The organism is Cellulomonas sp. McL0606, from assembly GCF_058248365.1.
In genome coordinates this window covers 2634818-2652753 of the sequence record NZ_CM177779.1, presented here as the reverse complement: position 1 = coordinate 2652753, position 17936 = coordinate 2634818, and the positions used below count along the sequence as shown (strand labels likewise).

Below are 17936 nucleotides of genomic sequence, written 5' to 3'. Positions count from 1 at the left end.
CTGTGTCCGAAACTATCGGAGCGCGTGGCGTCAGTGCGGGGACGGTGCTGCGTCGGCGCGCGCATCGGCCGTCGTCCGACGTCCGACGAGGGCCGTGCCGACTCCGGCGAGGGCGACGACCAGGCCGACGACCGCCAGCGCGGCCGGCAGCCAGGTGGGGATCCCGAGGTAGACGGTGATGCCCAGGATCCGGGAGAGCCCCCACGGCAGGAGCGCCATCTGGTCGTTCCAGATGGTCAGCGCGCGCTCGAGCCCGATGACCGCGACGCCGCCCGACGCCAGCGCGAGCGTGAGCCCGCCGGCGAGGAGCGTGAAGCCGACCGCCCGAGCCGGTCGCAGGCCGTAGGCGCGACGGAGGACCAGTGCGATCACGACGAACGACCAGCAGAACGCCGCGAAGGCGACCGTGACGTAGGCGGTGCGCGCGGCGGGGTCGGTCCAGAAGCCGAACCAGTAGCGACCCGGGCCGCGGACCACCAGGGCGCCGAGCAGGATCGCGGTGCGCAGGAGGACGACGCCGCCCAGGGCCGCCCAGAGATGGAACGGGTCGCGTCGACCCACCATCAGGCGCAGCAGGACGACCAGGATGAGCCATGAGCCGAGCGTGAGGACGAGGTGCGCGGGCGCGGCGAACCAGGTGTAGACGAGTCTGCTGGCCACCAGAACGACCGCCGGGACGGCCCACACCAGGACCCGCTCGACGCGACCCCGGACCGTGGCGGTCCTGGGCGGCGCGGCCAGCTCCCCGAGGCGCCAGGGCCTCGTCGTCGCGACGAACAGGGCGCGCAGGGCGATCGACCGAGGCCGGACCGCGCCGAGGACCAGCACCAGCAGCACGGCGACCAGCAGCCCCCGCGCCAGCCACGCCATGGTGGGGTCGCGGTCCGCGCGCGCGGCGCCGAGGTCGGCGGCGGTGAAGTTGTAGGCCGGGAGGTCGACGTCGCCGGCGTAGCGGGCCTCGTGCTCGGCGCGCGCCGTGCGGAACGCCTGCTCGGCCGACCGCCACCGGTCGTAGGCCACCGAGCTGCCCGTGTCGAGCCACTGCACCCGGCGCAGGACGGACTCGCGGTACGCGGCCAGGGTGCCCAGGAGGTCGGTCTCGTAGTCGAGGGCGTCGACGACGTGCTGGTAGAGCGCGGGGTCGCGCCAGGTCGCAGGGTCGGTCTTCGCGACCTGGGCGCGCATCTGTGCCGCGACGTCCGTGGCGTGGGCGCCGTCGGCGACCGCGGAGTCGAGGTCGGTCCGGCTGACGGCGTAGATGCTGTCGAGGGCCGCCGAGTCACCGGTGACGATGTCCCACTCGAAGATCCACATCATCGGCGGCGGCTCGAGGCCCAGCGCCTTGACGCTCTGCTTCGCGTAGGTGCGGATGTACAGGCCGGTGGTGATCGCGTCGCGGGAGCGGCCGAGGGTGTCGGTGATCGCCGCGGCCGTCACCGGGTCGGCGGACAGCGTCTGCCGGACCCAGTCCCTCGTCACCTCGGTCGGGTCCGCCGACGGGTCCCAGGCCAGCCGCGCGGTGCCGTAGGTGTTCAGGTCGTACATCTGCCAGAACCCGGTCCGCAGGTACAGCGTCATGGGTCCCGCGCGCAGAGGTCCGCCGTCCTGGGTCCAGTTCCACACGCCCTCGACGTGCGGGTTCGCGGCCAGGAACGTCTGGAGCGCCTGCGCCTCCTCGGCGACCAGGTCGTTCGGCAGCGCGCCGAAACCCTCGAACTCCCGACGGGCCTGGAACTCGACGATCCGACGCTGGTTCCCGACGGACAACGTCGGGTTCAGCGGCAGGTGGCTGTAGAAGTCGCCCATCGTGTACTTCGTCGACACGATCAGGTGCGGGTCGTCGATCCCGCCCGGCCCGTCACCGAACACGGACTCGTATGACGCGGGGTCGGTGTGCAGGTCGCCGATGGCACCCACCCCGACCGTCCAGGTCCGGAAGATGATGTCGCGGTCGTGCTCGCTCGCCGTCGCCAGCAGCGCCTTGAGCATCGCCTGCACGGACGACTGCGACGTCACCGCGAGCTTCGAGGAGTAGTCCCAGCCGGCCTGGTAGACGGCGCCGCCCTCGCCGATCCGGACCATCAGCCCGTCGACGAACGGCAATGAGTCGAACAGCTCGGCCAGCCCCGCCTGGTAGACGGACCACAGTGCCGGGTCGTCCACGTCGAGACCGCCGACGGTCCGCTGCAGGTACGCCTCGAGCGGCGGCGAGACCGCGAGCATGTCGGTGAGCAGGTAGACGTGCATGCCCATGTCCGCGGCGTACCGGAACACGGGCCCGAAGGCCTTGACCATCGCCTGCGCGCGGGCCACGTGCGGGTCGCCCTGCGGGTACACCTGGTGGCCGTCGCCGACGCCGCTGAACGTGACGTACTCGAGGAACCCGGGCACGACGATGCCGTTGTACCCCTCGCGCAGGTCGTGCTGGACCAGCTGCTTGAACTCCGCGTCGATGCGGTCGACGACGACCTGGTCCACCCACGGCGCCTCGGGCAGGACGGCTCCGGCGACGACGTCGGTGTTGAGCGAGTAGTCCGTCCCGGCCGAGAACGCCGCCGGGTCCGCCTCGCGACCGACCGAGCCGGAGTCCGTCAACCGCAGGCCGAGGCGGGGCTGCTGGGTCGCGCCGGTGGTGTCCAGGGCGGCGCCCGACCGGATCCGGTCGGCGATGCCGTACAGGCCGGCCGCCGCCCCGTCGACGCCGGCGGCCTCGAGCGCGAGGTGGCCCTCGCCGTCCTGCCGGACCCGGTAGGCCTCGGGGGAGTCGGCGAACGAGGGCACGGTGCGCACGGACAGGTCCGCATCGCCCGTCGTGATCGTCGGGGCCGGCAGGCCTCGGTCGACCAGGGCGTCGGACACCGCGGACGCCGCGAGCGAGAGGCGTTCACCGGCCGGTACGGAGATCGTCGCGATCCTCGGCGCCGCGACCATCGAGGTCGGTTCGACGCTCGTGGGCGGTGCGATCGCGGCGGGGGTGTCGGCGGGGCGGAAGCAGCCCGAGCGCCTGCCCGACCCCGACGGCGACGAGGGCGCCGAGCGCGAGCACGACGACGGCGGCCACGAGCGGCACGCGCGTGGAGGGTCGGGGCCGGGATCCAGGCATCGGCGAAGTGTAGGAACTGGACCAGTGTCCATATGTCTCAGGTCACACACGGGTGCGCGACGCATCCGGACAAATCCGGTCGAACGGACCCGTCGTCGTGGGTTCGCGACGCGCGTTCACCCGTTCGGCCCAACGCTGCGGTCGGGGCCGAGGTCGACGTAGGCTCCATCGATGCGGCGGACCCGGGCGCTGGGAGCCAGATGAAGGTGCTGATCATCGAGGACGAGCCGGCGATCGCCGATGCCGTCCGGCGGGGCCTCCTGGGTGAGGGGATCGCGGTCGACGTCATGCGCGACGGCGTGGACGGGTTGTGGGCCGCCACCGAGAACGCCTACGACGCGGTGGTGCTGGACCTCATGCTGCCCGGCATCAGCGGCCGCGACGTCCTGGTCGGCATGCGCGAGCGGGGGGTGTGGACGCCCGTGCTCGTCCTGACCGCGCGGGAGGGCGACGAGGTGCAGGTCGGCGCGTTCGACCGCGGTGCCGACGACTTCCTGGCCAAGCCCTTCTCGTTCGACGTCCTGCTGGCCCGGCTGCGTGCGCTCGTCCGTCGGGGGGCACCCGAGAGGCCGGTCGTGCTGACCGCCGACGACCTCCGACTCGAGCCGGCTCGCCGACGGGTCACGCGGAACGGCCAGGAGATCGCGCTGACCCCGCGCGAGTACGGCGTCCTGGAGCTGCTGATGCGCCGGGGCGGAGACGTGGTCACCAAGTCCGAGATCCTCGACAACGTGTGGGACTCCGCGTTCGACGGGGACCCGAACGTCGTCGAGGTCTACGTCAGCTACCTGCGCCGCAAGGTCGACGCTCCGTTCGGGCGCAGCACGATCGTCACCGTCCGCGGGATGGGCTACCGGATCGCCGCCGACGAGGGCTGACGCCCCTGGTCAGGCGTGGGCGCCGACGAGCGGCCCGCGCCCGGTGGTCGGCAGGCCGGCCCGGGCCCACGCGTGGAACCCGCCGACCACGTCCGTCGCCCGGTGCAGCCCGAGGTCGGCGAGCGCGGCCGCGGCCAGGCTGGAGGTGTAGCCCTCGGAGCAGAGCACGACGACGTGCAGGTCGTAGCCCGTGGCCGCCGCGATGCGGTGAGCGCTGGCGGGGTCGAGCCGCCACTCGAGGACGTTGCGCTCGATGACGACGGCCTGCGGGACCTCGCCCTCGGCCGCGCGCTGGGCCGCGGGGCGGATGTCGACCAGGAGCGCACCGCGGTCCAGGGTTGCCCAGGCCTCGCGCGGTGACAGTCGCACCAGACGTGCCCGAGCCTCGGCGAGCACGTCGTCGATGGTGCGCGTCATCGGTCGGACTCCGGCTCGTCGGTCTCGACGGTGCGGGACCGGACGAGAAGGCCCTCGGCGGTGCGCGCCCAGTACGTCATGCGCGTCAGCGGGACCGAGTACGCGTGGATCGTGACCGCCGGCTCGGTGCCGGCGTTCAGCACGTCGTGCAGGTCGCCGGGGTCCACCGTCTGGGTCTGCCCGGCCGGGAACGCCCGAGCCGCGAGGCCGGTGTCGACGGGCCGGAACTCCGTGATCGTGCCGGTGACCACGGTGAACGCCGCCGACGAGGCGCCGTGGTCGTGCAGCTCGGTGCCCTGCGAGGGGAGCCAGGTGATGAGCCAGGCGTCGACGCCGGCAGGCGCGTCGAGGCGGGTCCACCACCGGCCGCTCTCCTGGAAGCGGACGAGCGGGCGCCACAGCTCGGGCCGGGCGGCGATGGACTGCGTCAGCGCGCTCAGGGCGCGGACGTCGAGGACAGGGGGTGCGGACAGCTGGGTCATGGTCGTCTCTCGGGGGATGCGTCTGTGCTCCGACCGCGGACGGCCGGACTGGCCGGGTGTCAGTGCTGACAGCGGGCCGGACAGGAGCGCGACGCGACGGCGCGGCCGATGACGGTGAGGGTCACGAGGTGCTCCGTCCTGGTCGAGAGGCTGTGCCGAAGGTGAGGCGTGCGTAGTGGAGCCGTTCGGACCGCGCGGTCAATGACGGGCGCGCATCGTCTTGCATGCCGGACACGGCCGTGAGGGTGACCTAGCCGAATCGCCCTACGGATGCAAGAATCGCGGTTCTTGACCGGAGGTCAACGCCATGGCTGATCAGGACCGGCCCGCGAACGAGCCCGACGCGCTCACGATCGGGCGGCGCATCCGGCACCTGCGCACCGCGCACGGGCTGACGCTCGACGACCTCGGACGGCGGGTGGGCGTGACTCCGAGCCTGCTGTCGCTGCTGGAGAACGGGCGGCGCGAGCCGCGACTGGCCCTGCTGCGCAGCCTCGCCGAGGCGCTGGACGTCGGCGTCGCCGACCTGCTCGACGCCGAGCCCCCGTCGCGCCGCGCCGGTCTGGAGATCGCCCTGGACCGGGCGCAGCGGTCGGCGGGGTTCGAGCGGCTCGCGCTGCCCGCCGTGCGGCCGGGCAAGGCGCTGCCGCTGCCCGTGCTCGAACAGCTGGTCGGACTGCACTCGGAGCTCGCGCGACGGGACCTCGAGGCCGTCGCGACCCCCGAGGAGGCGCGCAGGGCGAACACGCAGATCCGCCTCGAGCGCCAGGCGCGGGACAGCTACCTGCCGGAGATCGAGACGGTCGCCCAGGAGATGGTGCGGGCGGCCGGGTACACGGCGGGCGCGCTGACGCACCGCGCCGTGTCCCGCATGGCGGAGCAGCTCGGGTTCGTGATCGTGCACGTGGACGACCTGCCGAGCTCGACCCGGACCGTGACGGACCTCGCGCACGGCCGCATCTACCTGCCGCCGGCCTCCATCCCGGGCGGTCACGGGCTTCGCTCGCTCGCGCTGCAGGCGATCGCCCACCGCGTGCTCGGCCACGAGCGTCCGACGTCGTACGAGGACTTCCTGCGGCAGCGGATGGAGATCACCTACTTCGCGTCGGCCGCGCTGATGCCCGAGAAGGCCGCGGTCGAGCACCTGCAGCAGGCCAAGAGGGACAAGGACCTGGCGATCGAGGACCTGCGCGACGCGTTCGGCGTGACCCACGAGGCCGCCGCCCAGCGGTTCACCTGTCTGGCCACCCACCACCTCGGCATCCCGGTCCACTTCCTGCGGATCGGCGGCGACGGGGCGATCTACCGCGCCTACGCGAACGACGGGCTGCCGTTGCCCACCGACGTGACGGGCGCGATCGAGGGCCAGCGCGTCTGCCGCAGCTGGGGCGTGCGCCGCGCGCTGACCCGCCGGGACCGGTCGTCGGAGTCGTACCAGTACACCGACACCCCGGCCGGGACTTTCTGGTGCTCGACGCAGACGGGCTCGGGCACCGAGGGGCAGCTCGCCATCACGATCGGCGTTCCGTTCTCGTCGGCCAGCTGGTTCCGCGGTCGGGACACGACCGTCCGGCACACCTCGACGTGTCCCGACGAGGCGTGCTGCCGCCGACCACGGGCGTCGGCGACGGCGCGCTGGCAGGACGCCTCGTGGCCGAGCGCGCGGGTGCACCAGCACGTGTTCACCGCCTTGCCCACCGGAGCGTTCCCGGGCGTCGACGCCCGCGAGGTGTACGGGTTCCTGGACCGGCACGCCCCGGCAGATGTGGGCTGATCTTGACGCCGAGAGCAAGAACACTGTTTCTTCGTCGCGATGAGGGGTAGAACTCGTCGGGACGGGCCCTGAAGTCTGAAGGAACGGCTGCGCCACCCGCAGCCCCTGACGACGGGGAGCCCCACGATGGCCAGGTACGTGTCCAGGTTCTGCGACGGCGACAAGGACCAGCTCGACCTGCTCGGCGGGAAGGGCGCCAACCTCGCCGAGATGACGAACCTCGACCTGCCCGTGCCGCCGGGCTTCACGATCACCACCGAGGCGTGCCGGGCCTACATGCGCGACGGTCACGTCCCGGCCGAGCTGCGTGTCGAGGTCACGCTCGCGGTCCGGGAGATCGAGGACGCGCTCGGGCGCCGGCTGGGCGACTTCCACGAGCCGCTCCTGGTGTCCGTGCGCTCCGGGGCCAAGTTCTCGATGCCCGGGATGATGGAGACCGTCCTGAACATCGGGCTCAACGACGCCTCCGTGAAGGGGCTCACCGAGTTCTCGGGCGACGAGCGGTTCGCGTGGGACTCCTACCGCCGCCTCATCCAGATGTTCGGCAAGACCGTGCTCGGCATCGACGGCGACGTGTTCGAGAAGGCGCTGCAGGAGCGCAAGAGCGCGGTGGGCGCCGCCACCGACGTCGACCTCGACGCGCAGGACCTGCGGGTCGTGGTGCACACGTTCAAGGAGATCGTCCTCGAGCGCACCGGCCGCGAGTTCCCCCAGCACCCCCGCGAGCAGCTCGACATGGCGATCGAGGCGGTGCTCGGCTCGTGGAACACCGACCGCGCCCGGCTGTACCGACGCCGGGAGCGCATCCCGAACGACCTCGGCACGGCCGTGAACGTGGTGAGCATGGTGTTCGGCAACCTCGGCGGGACCTCGGGCACGGGCGTGTGCTTCACGCGCGACCCGGCCACGGGCGCGGTCGGCGTGTACGGCGACTACCTGCCCAACGCTCAGGGCGAGGACGTGGTCGCGGGCATCCGGAACACGCTCCCGCTCGCCGAGCTCGAGCTGCTCGACCCGACGTCGTACGAGGTGCTTCGCCAGGCGATGCGACGCCTCGAGACCCACTACCGGGACCTGTGCGACATCGAGTTCACCATCGAGCGCGGCAAGCTCTGGCTGCTGCAGACGCGGGTGGGCAAGCGCACCGCAGCCGCCGCGTTCCGGATCGCGACCGAGCTGGTGGACGAGAGCTGATCACGATGGACGAGGCGATCACGCGCTGCACGGGCGACAAGCTCAGCCAGCTGCTGTTCCCGCAGTTCGACGCGGCCGCGGCCCGCCGCCTGCTCACGCGGGCGATGCCCGCCTCGCCGGGCGCGGCGGTGGGCGAGATCGTCCTGGACAACGCGCAGGCGGTGGAACGCTCGCAGGCCGGGGCGCACGTGATCCTCGTCCGGCGCGAGACGAACCCCGACGACCTGCAGGGGATGATCGTCGCCGACGGCGTCCTCACCGCCCGCGGCGGCAAGACCTCGCACGCGGCGGTCGTCGCGCGCGGCATGGGGACGTGCGCCGTCGTCGGCGCCGAGGACATGCTCGTCGACGGGTCGGCGGTCCGCTTCGGTGACGTCGTCCTCCACGCCGGTGACACGATCGCGCTCGACGGGTCGACGGGCGAGGTGTTCCTCGGCGCGGTGCCGGTCGTCGACTCGCCCGTCATGGTCTACGTCGCCGACGGTCTGGACGCCGGGCTCGCCGCCGCGACCGATCCGGAGTCCCGCGCCCTGGTCACGGCCGTCGACCGCGTCCTGCGGCACGCCGACTCGGTCCGCCGGATGCAGGTCCGCGCCAACGCCGACACCGCGCAGGACGCGCAGCGCGCCCGCGCCCGGGGGGCCCAGGGGATCGGGCTGTGCCGGACCGAGCACCAGTTCCTGGGCGAGCGCCGGGCGTACATCGAGCGGCTCGTGCTCGCCGACGCCGTCGACGCACCCGCCGCTCTGGCCGACCTGCTCCCGCTGCAGCGGGAGGACTTCGTCGGCCTGCTGGAGGCCATGGACGGGCTGCCGACGACGATCCGGCTCATCGACCCGCCCCTGCACGAGTTCCTGCCTGACCTCACCGAGCTGGCCGTCCGGGTGGCCACGGGCGAGGGCGACGACCGCGACGTCGCGGTCCTGGCGGCGGTCCGACGCATGCACGAGCAGAACCCCATGCTCGGCCTGCGCGGCGTGCGCCTCGGGCTGACGCTGCCGGGCCTGTTCGCGCTTCAGGTCCGCGCGATCGCCGAGGCCACGGTCGCTCTGCTGCGCGCTGGCCGCGACCCCCGACCGGAGATCCTCGTGCCGCTCGTCGGCTCGGTCCGCGAGCTCCAGCTCGTCCGCGAGGAGGCCCAGCGGGTCCTCGCCGACGTCGCCGAGGAGTCGGGCGTGCCCCTCGACGTGCCCATCGGCTGCATGATCGAGCTGCCGCGGGCGGCGCTGACCGCGCACCGGATCGCCGAGGAGGCCGACTTCTTCTCGTTCGGCACCAACGACCTCACGCAGACCACGTGGGGGTTCTCCCGCGACGACGTCGAGCGGGCCTTCTTCGCCGACTACCTGCAGAACGGGGTGCTCACGATCTCCCCGTTCGAGACCCTCGACGCGGACGGTGTCGGCCGGCTGGTCCGTGCGGGCGTCGAGGGCGGCCGGGCGACCAAGCCGGGGCTGCACCTGGGCGTCTGCGGCGAGCACGGGGGCGACCCGGAGTCGATCCGGTTCTTCCACGACGTCGGGCTCGACTACGTCTCGTGCTCGCCGTTCCGCGTCCCGATCGCCCGCCTCGAGGCGGGCCGGGCGGCGGTGGCCTGAGCCGGGCCGCGCGACCCGAGCACCGCGCTGTCACGATGGACCTGTGAAGATCAGACGTCAGGTGGTGGTGTTCGACACGCCCGACCTCGCGGTCGAGAGTGCGTTCTGGGCGGCGCTGCTCGGCGGCACGGTGTCCACCGACAACGAGTGGCACACCGTCCTCGTCGACGGCGAGCCGCGCCTCGAGTTCCAGCTCGCGCCGGACCACGTGCGGCCGCGGTGGCCGGACGGCGAGCCGCAGCAGGTGCACCTCGACCTGTACGTCGACGACATCCGCGCGGCGCACGAGCACGCGCTGGCCGCCGGCGCGGTGCTGCTGCAGGCCGCCGACGGCCCGCGCGGGTTCCAGGTCTACGAGGATCCGGTCGGCCACCCGTTCTGCTTGTGCTGGGGAGCCTGACCCGGGCTCAGGGATCGACGCCTCGTCTACGATGGCCGACGTCGTCGATGCGGCGCGAGAGGGGTCCGGCCGGCGTTCAGGCCGTCCGATCCGTCCGCCGCTCGTCACCCACGAGAGGACTGACACATGTGCGGCATCGTCGCAGCCCTTCCGACCTATCCCGAAGGCGTCGTCGCCGCGCGGCCGTTCGACCTGACCGGCCTGCCCCGGCCCGGGGTCGGGGCGTGGAGCCTGGCCGACCTCGACGCCGCCGCGGTGCGCGATCGGGTCGCGGCGCTGACGTCGGGGATCGCGACGTTCCGGTCCACCGTCGAGGCTCCGGCGCACGCCGCGTGGCTCGCGCAGGACGCGACCGCCCGCGGCGGGCTGGTCCGGGACGTCGAGGCGCTGGCCGCCTGGGCCGCCGGGCTCACCGGCGAGCCGCCCTCGTCTCGACCTGGTCCGTGGAGGGAGTCCAGGGCGTGCAGATCGCGCTCCGCGCGCTCAGCGACGCGATCTGGGCGCTGCAGTTCGACGTTCTGTCGCTGATCGAGACGGCCGCGGCGCTCGCTGGCCCGGCGCCGACGCCGACGACGCTCGTCTCCTACCTCGCGGTCCTGCGCGTGCTCGCGTCGATCAACCGGCTCGAGGTGCGCGGCCGCGACTCGGCAGGGATCTCGATCTGGGTCTCCGTCGACCCGCAGGACGCTGCCGTCTTCGACGGGGTGCCCGCGCGCGACGACCTCCTGCTGCGCGACGGGAGCTGCGTCCTGGTCGACGCCGGCGCGGTGTTCACCTACAAGCACGCAGCCGTCGTCGGTCGCCTGGGCGACAACGTCGACGCGCTGCTCTCGAGCATCCGCCGCGACACGGCCCTGCACCGTGCGCTCGCGTGCCGGTCGGCCCGCGTCACGGTGCTCGCCCACACGCGGTGGGCCAGCGTCGGGCGCATCAGCGAGCCGAACGCGCACCCCGTCGACTCTCGGGACGCCGACGGCGAGTCGCCCGGCCCGTACACGATCGCCGCGCTGAACGGTGACATCGACAACTACCTCGGCCTGCGGACGGTGCCCGGTCAGGTGCTGCCCCCGGTCGAGATCACGACCGACGCGAAGATCATCCCGCTGGTCGTCGCCAAGACGCTGACCCGTCGGGCCGGAGCCGCGGCCGTCGCCGAGGCCGTCGCGCCCTTCGAGGGGTCGATGGCGATCGCGCTGGTGTCTGCGGGGCTGCCCGACGCCGTCCAGCCGTCGTCAAGGGCAGCGGCCAGGGTCTCTACGTCGGGCTCGCCGACTCCGGCCTGTACGTGGCGAGCGAGGTGTACGGCCTGGTCGGCGTGACGGACCGCTACCTGCGGGTGGACGGGGGGCGCGCGGGCGGAGCCCGGAACCTCGGGTCCGTCCTGGAGCTGTCGCGAGCCTCTTCGGACGGGTCCGCGGGGGCCGTCGACCGGTTCGACGGCGACGGCACGCCGTGGCCGGTCGGCGCCCAGGAGACGAGCGTCGCGGAGGTCACCAGCCGCGACCTGGCGCTCGGCGACGAGGAGCACTACCTGGCCAAGGAGATCAAGGAGGCGGCCGCGTCGTTCGAGAAGACGCTGCTCGGCCGGATCCGGACCTCCGCCGACGGCAGCCTCGAGGCGACGCTCGCCGCCGAGTCGTACCCCGACGAGATCCGTCGGCTCGTCGAGTCCGGCGGCCTGAACCGGATCATCGTGACCGGGCAGGGCACCGCGGCCGTGGCGGCGCGGGGCATCGCCTACCTCGCGGAGCGCGTGCTCGGCGGGCGCATCGTGGTCAGCGCGGCACCGGCCACCGAGCTGTCGATCTCGGGCCTGTCGCGGGACATGAGCCGCACGCTCGTCGTGGCCATCAGCCAGTCCGGGTCCACCACCGACACCAACCGGTGCGTGGACCTGGCCAAGGAGCGCGGTGCCTCGGTGATCTCGATCCTGAATCGACGGGACAGCGACCTGGCCGCCAAGAGTGCCGGCGTCATCTACACCAGCGACGGCCGGGACATCGAGATGGCCGTCGCCTCGACCAAGGCGTTCTACTCCCAGGTGGCCGCGGGCTGCCTGCTGGCGCTGCGGGTCGCGCGGTCCGCGGGGACCGTCAGCGCGGCGGCCGGCGACCGGCTGCTGCGCTCGCTGCAGCAGCTGCCCGACCAGCTGCGCCAGGTCGGGCAGGGGACGGACAGCATCGCCGCCGTCGCCGCCGAGGTCGCGTGCACCTACCCGTCGTGGGCGGTCGTCGGGTCGGGGCCCAACTCCGTCGCCGCGTCCGAGGTCCGGATCAAGCTGTCCGAGCCTGCTACAAGACCGTCTCGGTCGACGCGATCGAGGACAAGAAGCACATCGACCTGTCCGCCGAGGCGCTCGTCGTGGCCCTCGTCGCCGGTGCCCAGCCGAACCACCTGGCCGACCTGGCCAAGGAGATCGAGATCTTCGGGGCGCACCGCAACCGGCCCGTCGTGGTCGCCGACGAGGGGACCGAGCACCTCTGGCCCGTCGGGTCGACGATCACGGTTCCGCGCACGCGCCCCGAGCTCGCCTGGATCCTCAGCACGGCCGCCGGCCACCTGTTCTCGTATCACATGGCCCGCGCGATCGACGCGGCAGGCGAGCCCCTGCGCGAGGCCCTGGACGTCCTGGAGGCCTCGGTCGACGGTCGCATGCCGACGCCGTACGCGAGCAGCCGACGCATCACGACGCTCATCCAGACCGTGCTGGCCCGGGCCGGTCGCGGCGAGTTCCGCGGGGTGCTGACCAGCGACGTCGCCCTCGCTGGCCCGCGTCATCACCACGTCCGGCGACGCGGCACCCGATGCGACGGACGCGACCCGCCGGGCGCTGACCGCGGCGATCGACCAGCTCACGCGCTCGATCGACACGGTCAAGCACCAGGCCAAGACCGTCACGGTCGGGACGTCGCGCTCCGACGCCGACGTCTTCGACAGCGCCCTGGCCCTCGCGCTCGAGGCCGTGGACGCCGACACGCACGCACTCAGCCTGCAGACCCTGCGGGCGGTCTCCGCCTTCTCCGGCGTGGTCCGCGGCACCACCGGCGCCACCCGCTACCGGGTCAACGGGCCGATGATCGAGGTGGTCGCCAAGACCGGTTCGGCCGCTCTGCTGCGCAGCCGGGCCGACGAGCCCACGCTCGTCGTCGGCTCGAAGCGTCGCGCGCTCGAGGCGGGGGAGGCCCGGCTCGTCCGGGGTCGCTCCGACGGTCGGATCGTGGTCATCGTCCCCGAGGTCTCGGTGAGCGACCACGGGTCCGTCGGCCTCACCGTGCTGCACGTCGAGCTCGACGCCGACGCGACCGTCCCGGCGGTGATCGGCGCGATGAGCCACATGGGCGACCGGTGGGCCGAGCTGCGCGCGGCGGCGAGCGAGACGTCACCCTCGTTCGACGAGAAGGCGCTGGCCGGCCACGCGATCGAGGACCTGCTCTTCATGCCGGTCGAGGACCTCGCCGCGCGACTGGAGTCCTGACCGCTACGGCAGCCGTACGTGGTGGCTCCCGAGCTGGTCGATGCTGGTGACCCCCAGCAGGGCCATGGTGCGTCGGATCTCCCGCGTGAGGATGTCGGCGGCGCGGTCGACGCCCCGTTCGCCACCCGCCATGAGGCCGTAGAGGTACGCGCGGCCGACCATGGTGGCGTCCGCTCCCAGCGCGAGCGCGGCGACGATGTCGGCGCCCGTCATGATGCCGGTGTCGACCCAGACCTGTGTGCGGTCCCCGACCGCGTCCCTGACGTCCGGGACGAGGCGTAGCGGGACGGGGGCTCGGTCGAGCTGGCGTCCGCCGTGGTTGGAGAGCACGATCGCGTCCGCACCGGCGTCGGTGACCCGACGGGCGTCCTCGACCGTCTGGATGCCCTTGATGATCAGCGGACCGTCCCAGGACGCGCGGATCCACTCGAGGTCCTCGATCGTCATGGTGGGGTCGAAGAGCCGGTCGAGCAGGTCGGCGACGGTCCCGGACCATGCGGTCAGGGACGCGAACGTCAGGGTCTCGGTGGTGAGCAGGTTGAGCCACCAGGCGGGGTGGGTCGCGGCGTCCAGGACCGTCTTGACGGTCAGTGCCGGCGGGATGGAGAACCCGTTGCGGGCGTCGCGCAGCCGCGCACCCGCCACCGGCACGTCGACCGTGAGCACGAGCGCCTCGAACCCTGCGGCCTTGGCACGCGCCATGAGGTCCTCGCCGGCCGACCGGTCGCGCCAGACGTACAGCTGGAACCACTTGCGCGCGTCCGGCCCGGCTGCGGCGACGTCCTCGATGGACGTGGTGCCCATGGTGGACAGGGCGTAGGGGATGGCGCGTCTCTGGGCGACGCGGACGACGGCGCGTTCTCCCTCGTGGTGCATCAGCCGGGTGAACCCGGTGGGTGCGAACGAGAACGGCACCGCGGCGGGGCGACCGAGCATGGTGGTGGTGGTGTCGATGCTGGAGACGTCGTGCAGGATCGAGGGTCGCAGCTCCAGGTCGTGGAACAGCGACCGGGCCCGGTGCAGGCTGATCTCGGCCTCGGCGGCGCCGTCGGTGTAGTCGAACACCGACCGTGGGGTGCGCTTGCGGGCGACCGTGCGCAGGTCGGCGATCGTGAGCGCGTCGGCCAGCCGTCGCTCGGTCGCGCTGAACCGGATCGGCTTGGGCCGCATCAGCGGGGCCAGCTCGGACCACCGCGGCAGCTGACGGCCGGTCACGGCGTCACCTCCGGCGCACGGACGCCGATGGTGAGCAGCACGTTGGCGTAGACCCGGACGTCGCCCGTGGCGATGACGAGGGCGACGTCGCGCGTTCGGGCGGCACGGTAGAACGCGAACCGGTCGAGGTCGTGCCAGGCGACGTCCGGACCGACGGCGGCGCGGAACCCGTCGTGCGCCGGGATGTGTGCGCCGTCGTCCGGCACCATCACGTGGGCGGCCTCGACCGGGATCGCGGTGAGCAGGGTCGCGAGCACGTCGTCGACCCCCACGAGGCCGGGGCGCAGGTTGAGGTGCACCCGCGTGGCGCGCCGGTGGGTGCCCGTCGAGTGCGGGTAGTTCGCGTCGGCGACGAGCACCTGCGAGCCGTGGCCCGCCGCCGCGAGCGCCGCGAGGATGCCCGGGTGCAGGAGCGTGTGCGTGAGCATCAGGCGACCACCTCGTGCCGCTGGCGCCCCAGGCCGTCGATCTCGACCTCGACGACGTCGCCCGCCCGCAGGTAGGGGAACCGGCCGGAGAATGCGACGCCCTCGGGCGTCCCGGTGCAGATCACGTCTCCGGGCTCGAGCGCCATGTACTGCGACAGGCTCCAGACGAGGTGGTCGACGGCGAAGATCATGTCGGCGGTCGACGAGTCCTGCCGCGGCTCGCCGTTGACCCACGAGCGCAGCCCGAGCGCCCCGGCGTCCACGTCGGCGGCCGGGACCAGCGCCGGCCCGAGCGGAGCGAACGCGGGCCCGCACTTGCCCTTGGACCACTGGCCCAGCGACTCCTCCATCTGCCACGCCCGCTCGCTGATGTCGTCGACCACGGTGTACCCGGCGATGCAGGCGTGCGCTTCGGCCAGGGACTGCAGGTAGGACGCGCGGCGGCCGACGACGACCGCGAGCTCGACCTCGTAGTCGAGCTTGAGCGCGCCCGGCGGCAGCGGCACGTGGTCGTCCGGGCCGACGACGGTGTTCGGGTGCTTGAGGAAGACGATCGGCACGACCGGCGGCGTCGCCCCCGACTCGGCGGCGTGCGCGGCGTAGTTCTGCCCGATGCAGACGACGGCCGTGGGCCGCGCGACGGGTGCGCCGCGGCGCATCGCGTCCGCGCCGGCGAGCACGGGCAGGGTCGGGAGCGCGGCACGTGCGCGCTCGACGCCGCCGGTGGACAGGAACGCGCCGTCGATGTCCGCCGTGAGGCTCGACAGGTCGCGCACGACACCGTCGTCGCCGACGACGGCCGGGATCTCGTGCCCGACGGGCCCGAGGCGGAGCAGCTGCATGGTCATCCTTCGGTCGGCGCGTGGTCCTCGGCGAGCAGGCCGGCGCGTACCAGCGCCGGCCAGAAGCCGTCGGGCACCTGCGCGGTGGAGCGGTCCAGGGTCTGCGCGACCTGGGCGGCGGTGCGCAGGCCGACGACGGTGCTGACCACCGCCGGATGGCGGTCGACGAACGCGAGCGCCGCCTCTGGCAGGGTCACGTCGAACCGGCGGCACACGTCAGCGATCGCACGGGCCCGCGCGAGCAGCTCGGCGGGCGCCACGGCGTAGTCGTAGTGCGCGGAGGGCGGCGGGACGTCGCGGGCCAGCAGACCCGAGTTGTAGACGCCCGCGACGACGACGGCCACCCCTCGCTCGCGCGCGGCGGGCAGCAGGTCAGCGGCCGCCGGCTGCTCGAGCAGCGTGTACCGGCCCGCGCACATGACGACGTCGACGTCGCACTCTCGGACGAACCGCGTCAGCATCGCCGACTGGTTCATCCCCGCGCCGATCGCACCGACCACGCCCTGGTCGCGCAGCTCGACGAGCGCCGGCACGGCCTGCTGCGAGGCCGCGTCCCAGTGCTCGTCGGGGTCGTGCAGGTAGACGATGTCCACCCGGTCGAGGCCCGTGCGCGCCAGGCTCGACTCCAGCGACCGCAGGACGCCGTCGCGGCTGAAGTCCCAGCGGCGGACGTGGTCGGCGGGGACGTCGAAGCCGTCCGGGTCACGCTGCCCGGCCGTCTGCGGCGACGGGTCGAGGAGGCGCCCGACCTTGGTCGACAGGACGAAGCTCGTCGCGCGGCCTGTCGCGCAGCGCGGCGCCCAGCCGGCGCTCGGAGAGCCCGAGGCCGTAGTGCGGTGCGGTGTCGAAGTACCTGATCCCGGCGGACCAAGCCGCGTCGACGGCCGCCAGCGTCTCGTCGTCCGTGGTCGCGCGGTAGAGGTTGCCGGCCTGGGCGGCGCCGTAGCCGAGGGCCGTCGGGGCGACGGTCGTGCCGGGGATCTGGCGGCGGGGCGGCGTCATGCCGGACGCACGCGAAGACCGTGCATGCCGCCGTCGACCGCCAAGACGGTTCCGGTGGTGGCGTCGGCCAACGGGCTTGCGAGGTAGCAGACGGCGTGCGCGACGGCCTGCGGGCTGACCAGCCGCCCGGTCGGCTGGCGGGCCTCGAGGGCGGCCCGCTCGGCCGCCGGGTCGGCCGCCGCGGCGAGCAGGCGACCGACCCACGGCGTGTCGACCGTGCCGGGGTTGACGCAGTTGACGCGGATCCCCTCGCGGACGTGGTCGGCCGCCATGGCGAGCGTGAGCGCCTGCACCGCACCCTTGGAGGCCGAGTACAGCGCGCGCTGCGGCAGGCCCACCCACGCGGCGATCGAGCAGGTGTTGACGATCGAGGCGTGCGACGAGGACAGCAGGTGGGGGAGCGCGGCACGGGTGACGCGGACCATGCCGAGGACGTTGACGTCGAGCACGCGACGCCACTCGTCGTCGTCGTTGTCGGCGACCGTGCCCGCGGCGCCGATCCCCGCGTTGTTCACCAGGATGTCGATGCCGCCCAGCGCTGCGGCGGCCTGCGCGACCGCCGAGCGGACCTGCGCGTCGTCGGTCACGTCGGCCACCACGGCGACGGCGCCGTCCGGCACGCCGTCGACCGAGCGGTCCAGCGACGCGACCCGCGCCCCGCGTCGCAGCAGCTCGCGGACCACCTCGGCGCCGATGCCCGATGCTCCGCCGGTCACCACGGCCGACAGTCCCGCCAGCTCGTCGCTGTGCGTGCTCATCCCTGCTCCTCCAGCTGGTAGGTACGGGCGGCGGTGCCGCCCCAGATCTGGTCGCGTTCGTCAGGGGCTAGGTCGTCCGTCAGCTCGTGGACGACCTCCATCCACCGGCCGTACGTGACGGCGAGAAGACAGACCGGCCAGTCCGAGCCGAACATCAGCCGCTCCGGGCCGAGCACGTCGAGGGCGTGGTCGACGGCGGGCCTCAGCGTCGCGACCGACCAGGACGCCCAATCGGCCTCGGTGGCCAGCCCGGACAGCTTCGCGACGACGTTCGGGCATGCGGCCAGGCGGGCGAGGTCGGCGCGCCACGGCCCGAGCGCGTGACCGGTGAGCGGAGGCTTGCCCAGGTGGTCCAGCACGAAGAGCACGT

At 73.2% G+C, this 17936-nt stretch carries 16 protein-coding genes and 2 pseudogenes; 8 read left to right on the top strand and 10 right to left on the bottom strand.

Going from position 1 to position 17936, the window contains the following annotated elements; translation table 11 throughout:
* Positions 1 to 30: 30 nt before the first annotated feature.
* The gene (locus tag AC38ZX_RS13655) at positions 31 to 2931 is read right to left on the bottom strand and encodes a hypothetical protein (protein WP_491294874.1); all 2901 of its coding nucleotides are present in this window, start codon (positions 2929 to 2931) and stop codon (positions 31 to 33) included.
* Positions 2885 to 3103, bottom strand: coding sequence for a hypothetical protein (locus AC38ZX_RS13650; protein WP_491294873.1), 219 nt, complete (start codon positions 3101 to 3103; stop codon positions 2885 to 2887). The genes AC38ZX_RS13655 and AC38ZX_RS13650 overlap by 47 nt, the downstream gene beginning before the upstream one ends.
* A 200-nt stretch (positions 3104 to 3303) precedes the next feature.
* On the opposite strand from AC38ZX_RS13650, the gene AC38ZX_RS13645 reads away from it, so the two are divergent.
* Positions 3304 to 3981 carry a response regulator transcription factor gene (locus tag AC38ZX_RS13645; RefSeq protein WP_426592457.1) on the top strand — a complete coding sequence of 226 codons (678 nt, stop codon included), beginning with the start codon at positions 3304 to 3306 and terminating at the stop codon, positions 3979 to 3981.
* A 9-nt stretch (positions 3982 to 3990) separates the two neighbouring features.
* Here the strand turns inward: AC38ZX_RS13645 and AC38ZX_RS13640 are convergent, their stop codons facing one another.
* On the bottom strand, positions 3991 to 4398 hold the full coding sequence (locus AC38ZX_RS13640) for a rhodanese-like domain-containing protein (RefSeq protein WP_491294872.1): 408 nt from the start codon (positions 4396 to 4398) through the stop codon (positions 3991 to 3993).
* Positions 4395 to 4880 carry a cysteine dioxygenase gene (locus tag AC38ZX_RS13635; protein WP_491294871.1) on the bottom strand — a complete coding sequence of 162 codons (486 nt, stop codon included), beginning with the start codon at positions 4878 to 4880 and terminating at the stop codon, positions 4395 to 4397. Before AC38ZX_RS13635 ends, AC38ZX_RS13640 begins: the two co-directional genes overlap by 4 nt.
* 307 nt (positions 4881 to 5187) lie before the next feature.
* Here AC38ZX_RS13635 and AC38ZX_RS13630 point away from each other — a divergent pair, with 307 nt between their 5' ends.
* The 7 genes and pseudogenes from AC38ZX_RS13630 to AC38ZX_RS13600 all read left to right on the top strand — a co-directional run bounded on the left by AC38ZX_RS13630 (position 5188) and on the right by AC38ZX_RS13600 (position 13321).
* On the top strand, positions 5188 to 6654 hold the full coding sequence (locus AC38ZX_RS13630) for a helix-turn-helix domain-containing protein (protein ID WP_491294870.1): 1467 nt from the start codon (positions 5188 to 5190) through the stop codon (positions 6652 to 6654).
* Between the two features lie 126 nt (positions 6655 to 6780).
* Positions 6781 to 9446: pseudogene (ppdK, locus tag AC38ZX_RS13625) on the top strand (pyruvate, phosphate dikinase).
* 43 nt (positions 9447 to 9489) lie between these two features.
* Entirely contained in the window at positions 9490 to 9846 is a 357-nt protein-coding gene (locus AC38ZX_RS13620) for a VOC family protein (protein ID WP_491294869.1), read from the top strand.
* Positions 9847 to 9972: 126 nt separating this feature from the next.
* Positions 9973 to 10374 carry a hypothetical protein gene (locus tag AC38ZX_RS13615; RefSeq protein ID WP_491294868.1) on the top strand — a complete coding sequence of 134 codons (402 nt, stop codon included), beginning with the start codon at positions 9973 to 9975 and terminating at the stop codon, positions 10372 to 10374.
* Complete coding sequence (locus AC38ZX_RS13610) at positions 10308 to 11165, top strand: class II glutamine amidotransferase domain-containing protein (RefSeq protein WP_491294866.1); 858 nt, start codon at positions 10308 to 10310, stop codon at positions 11163 to 11165. Before AC38ZX_RS13615 ends, AC38ZX_RS13610 begins: the two co-directional genes overlap by 67 nt.
* Positions 11132 to 12592 carry an SIS domain-containing protein gene (locus AC38ZX_RS13605; RefSeq protein ID WP_491294864.1) on the top strand — a complete coding sequence of 487 codons (1461 nt, stop codon included), beginning with the start codon at positions 11132 to 11134 and terminating at the stop codon, positions 12590 to 12592. Before AC38ZX_RS13610 ends, AC38ZX_RS13605 begins: the two co-directional genes overlap by 34 nt.
* 216 nt (positions 12593 to 12808) lie before the next feature.
* Positions 12809 to 13321: a hypothetical protein gene (locus AC38ZX_RS13600; protein ID WP_491294862.1), complete on the top strand. Its 513-nt coding sequence runs from the start codon at positions 12809 to 12811 to the stop codon at positions 13319 to 13321.
* A gap of 3 nt (positions 13322 to 13324) precedes the next feature.
* Here the strand turns inward: AC38ZX_RS13600 and AC38ZX_RS13595 are convergent, their stop codons facing one another.
* The 6 genes and pseudogenes from AC38ZX_RS13595 to AC38ZX_RS13570 all read right to left on the bottom strand — a co-directional run bounded on the left by AC38ZX_RS13595 (position 13325) and on the right by AC38ZX_RS13570 (position 17934).
* Complete coding sequence (locus AC38ZX_RS13595; protein WP_491294858.1) at positions 13325 to 14536, bottom strand: alpha-hydroxy acid oxidase; 1212 nt, start codon at positions 14534 to 14536, stop codon at positions 13325 to 13327.
* Positions 14533 to 14964 carry an RbsD/FucU family protein gene (locus AC38ZX_RS13590; protein WP_426592449.1) on the bottom strand — a complete coding sequence of 144 codons (432 nt, stop codon included), beginning with the start codon at positions 14962 to 14964 and terminating at the stop codon, positions 14533 to 14535. The genes AC38ZX_RS13595 and AC38ZX_RS13590 overlap by 4 nt, the downstream gene beginning before the upstream one ends.
* Positions 14964 to 15806, bottom strand: a complete 843-nt coding sequence (locus AC38ZX_RS13585) for a fumarylacetoacetate hydrolase family protein (protein WP_426592448.1) — start codon at positions 15804 to 15806, stop codon at positions 14964 to 14966. The genes AC38ZX_RS13590 and AC38ZX_RS13585 overlap by 1 nt, the downstream gene beginning before the upstream one ends.
* Positions 15807 to 15808: 2 nt before the next feature.
* Positions 15809 to 16808, bottom strand: a pseudogene (locus AC38ZX_RS13580) (aldo/keto reductase).
* A complete protein-coding gene (locus tag AC38ZX_RS13575; protein WP_426592446.1) occupies positions 16805 to 17566 on the bottom strand; it encodes an SDR family NAD(P)-dependent oxidoreductase in 762 nt (253 codons plus the stop codon). The pseudogene AC38ZX_RS13580 and the gene AC38ZX_RS13575 overlap by 4 nt, the downstream one beginning before the upstream one ends.
* Positions 17563 to 17934 (bottom strand): amidohydrolase family protein, encoded by a 372-nt coding sequence (locus AC38ZX_RS13570; RefSeq protein ID WP_491294851.1) that lies wholly within the window; start codon positions 17932 to 17934, stop codon positions 17563 to 17565. The genes AC38ZX_RS13575 and AC38ZX_RS13570 overlap by 4 nt, the downstream gene beginning before the upstream one ends.
* Positions 17935 to 17936 lie beyond the last annotated feature (2 nt).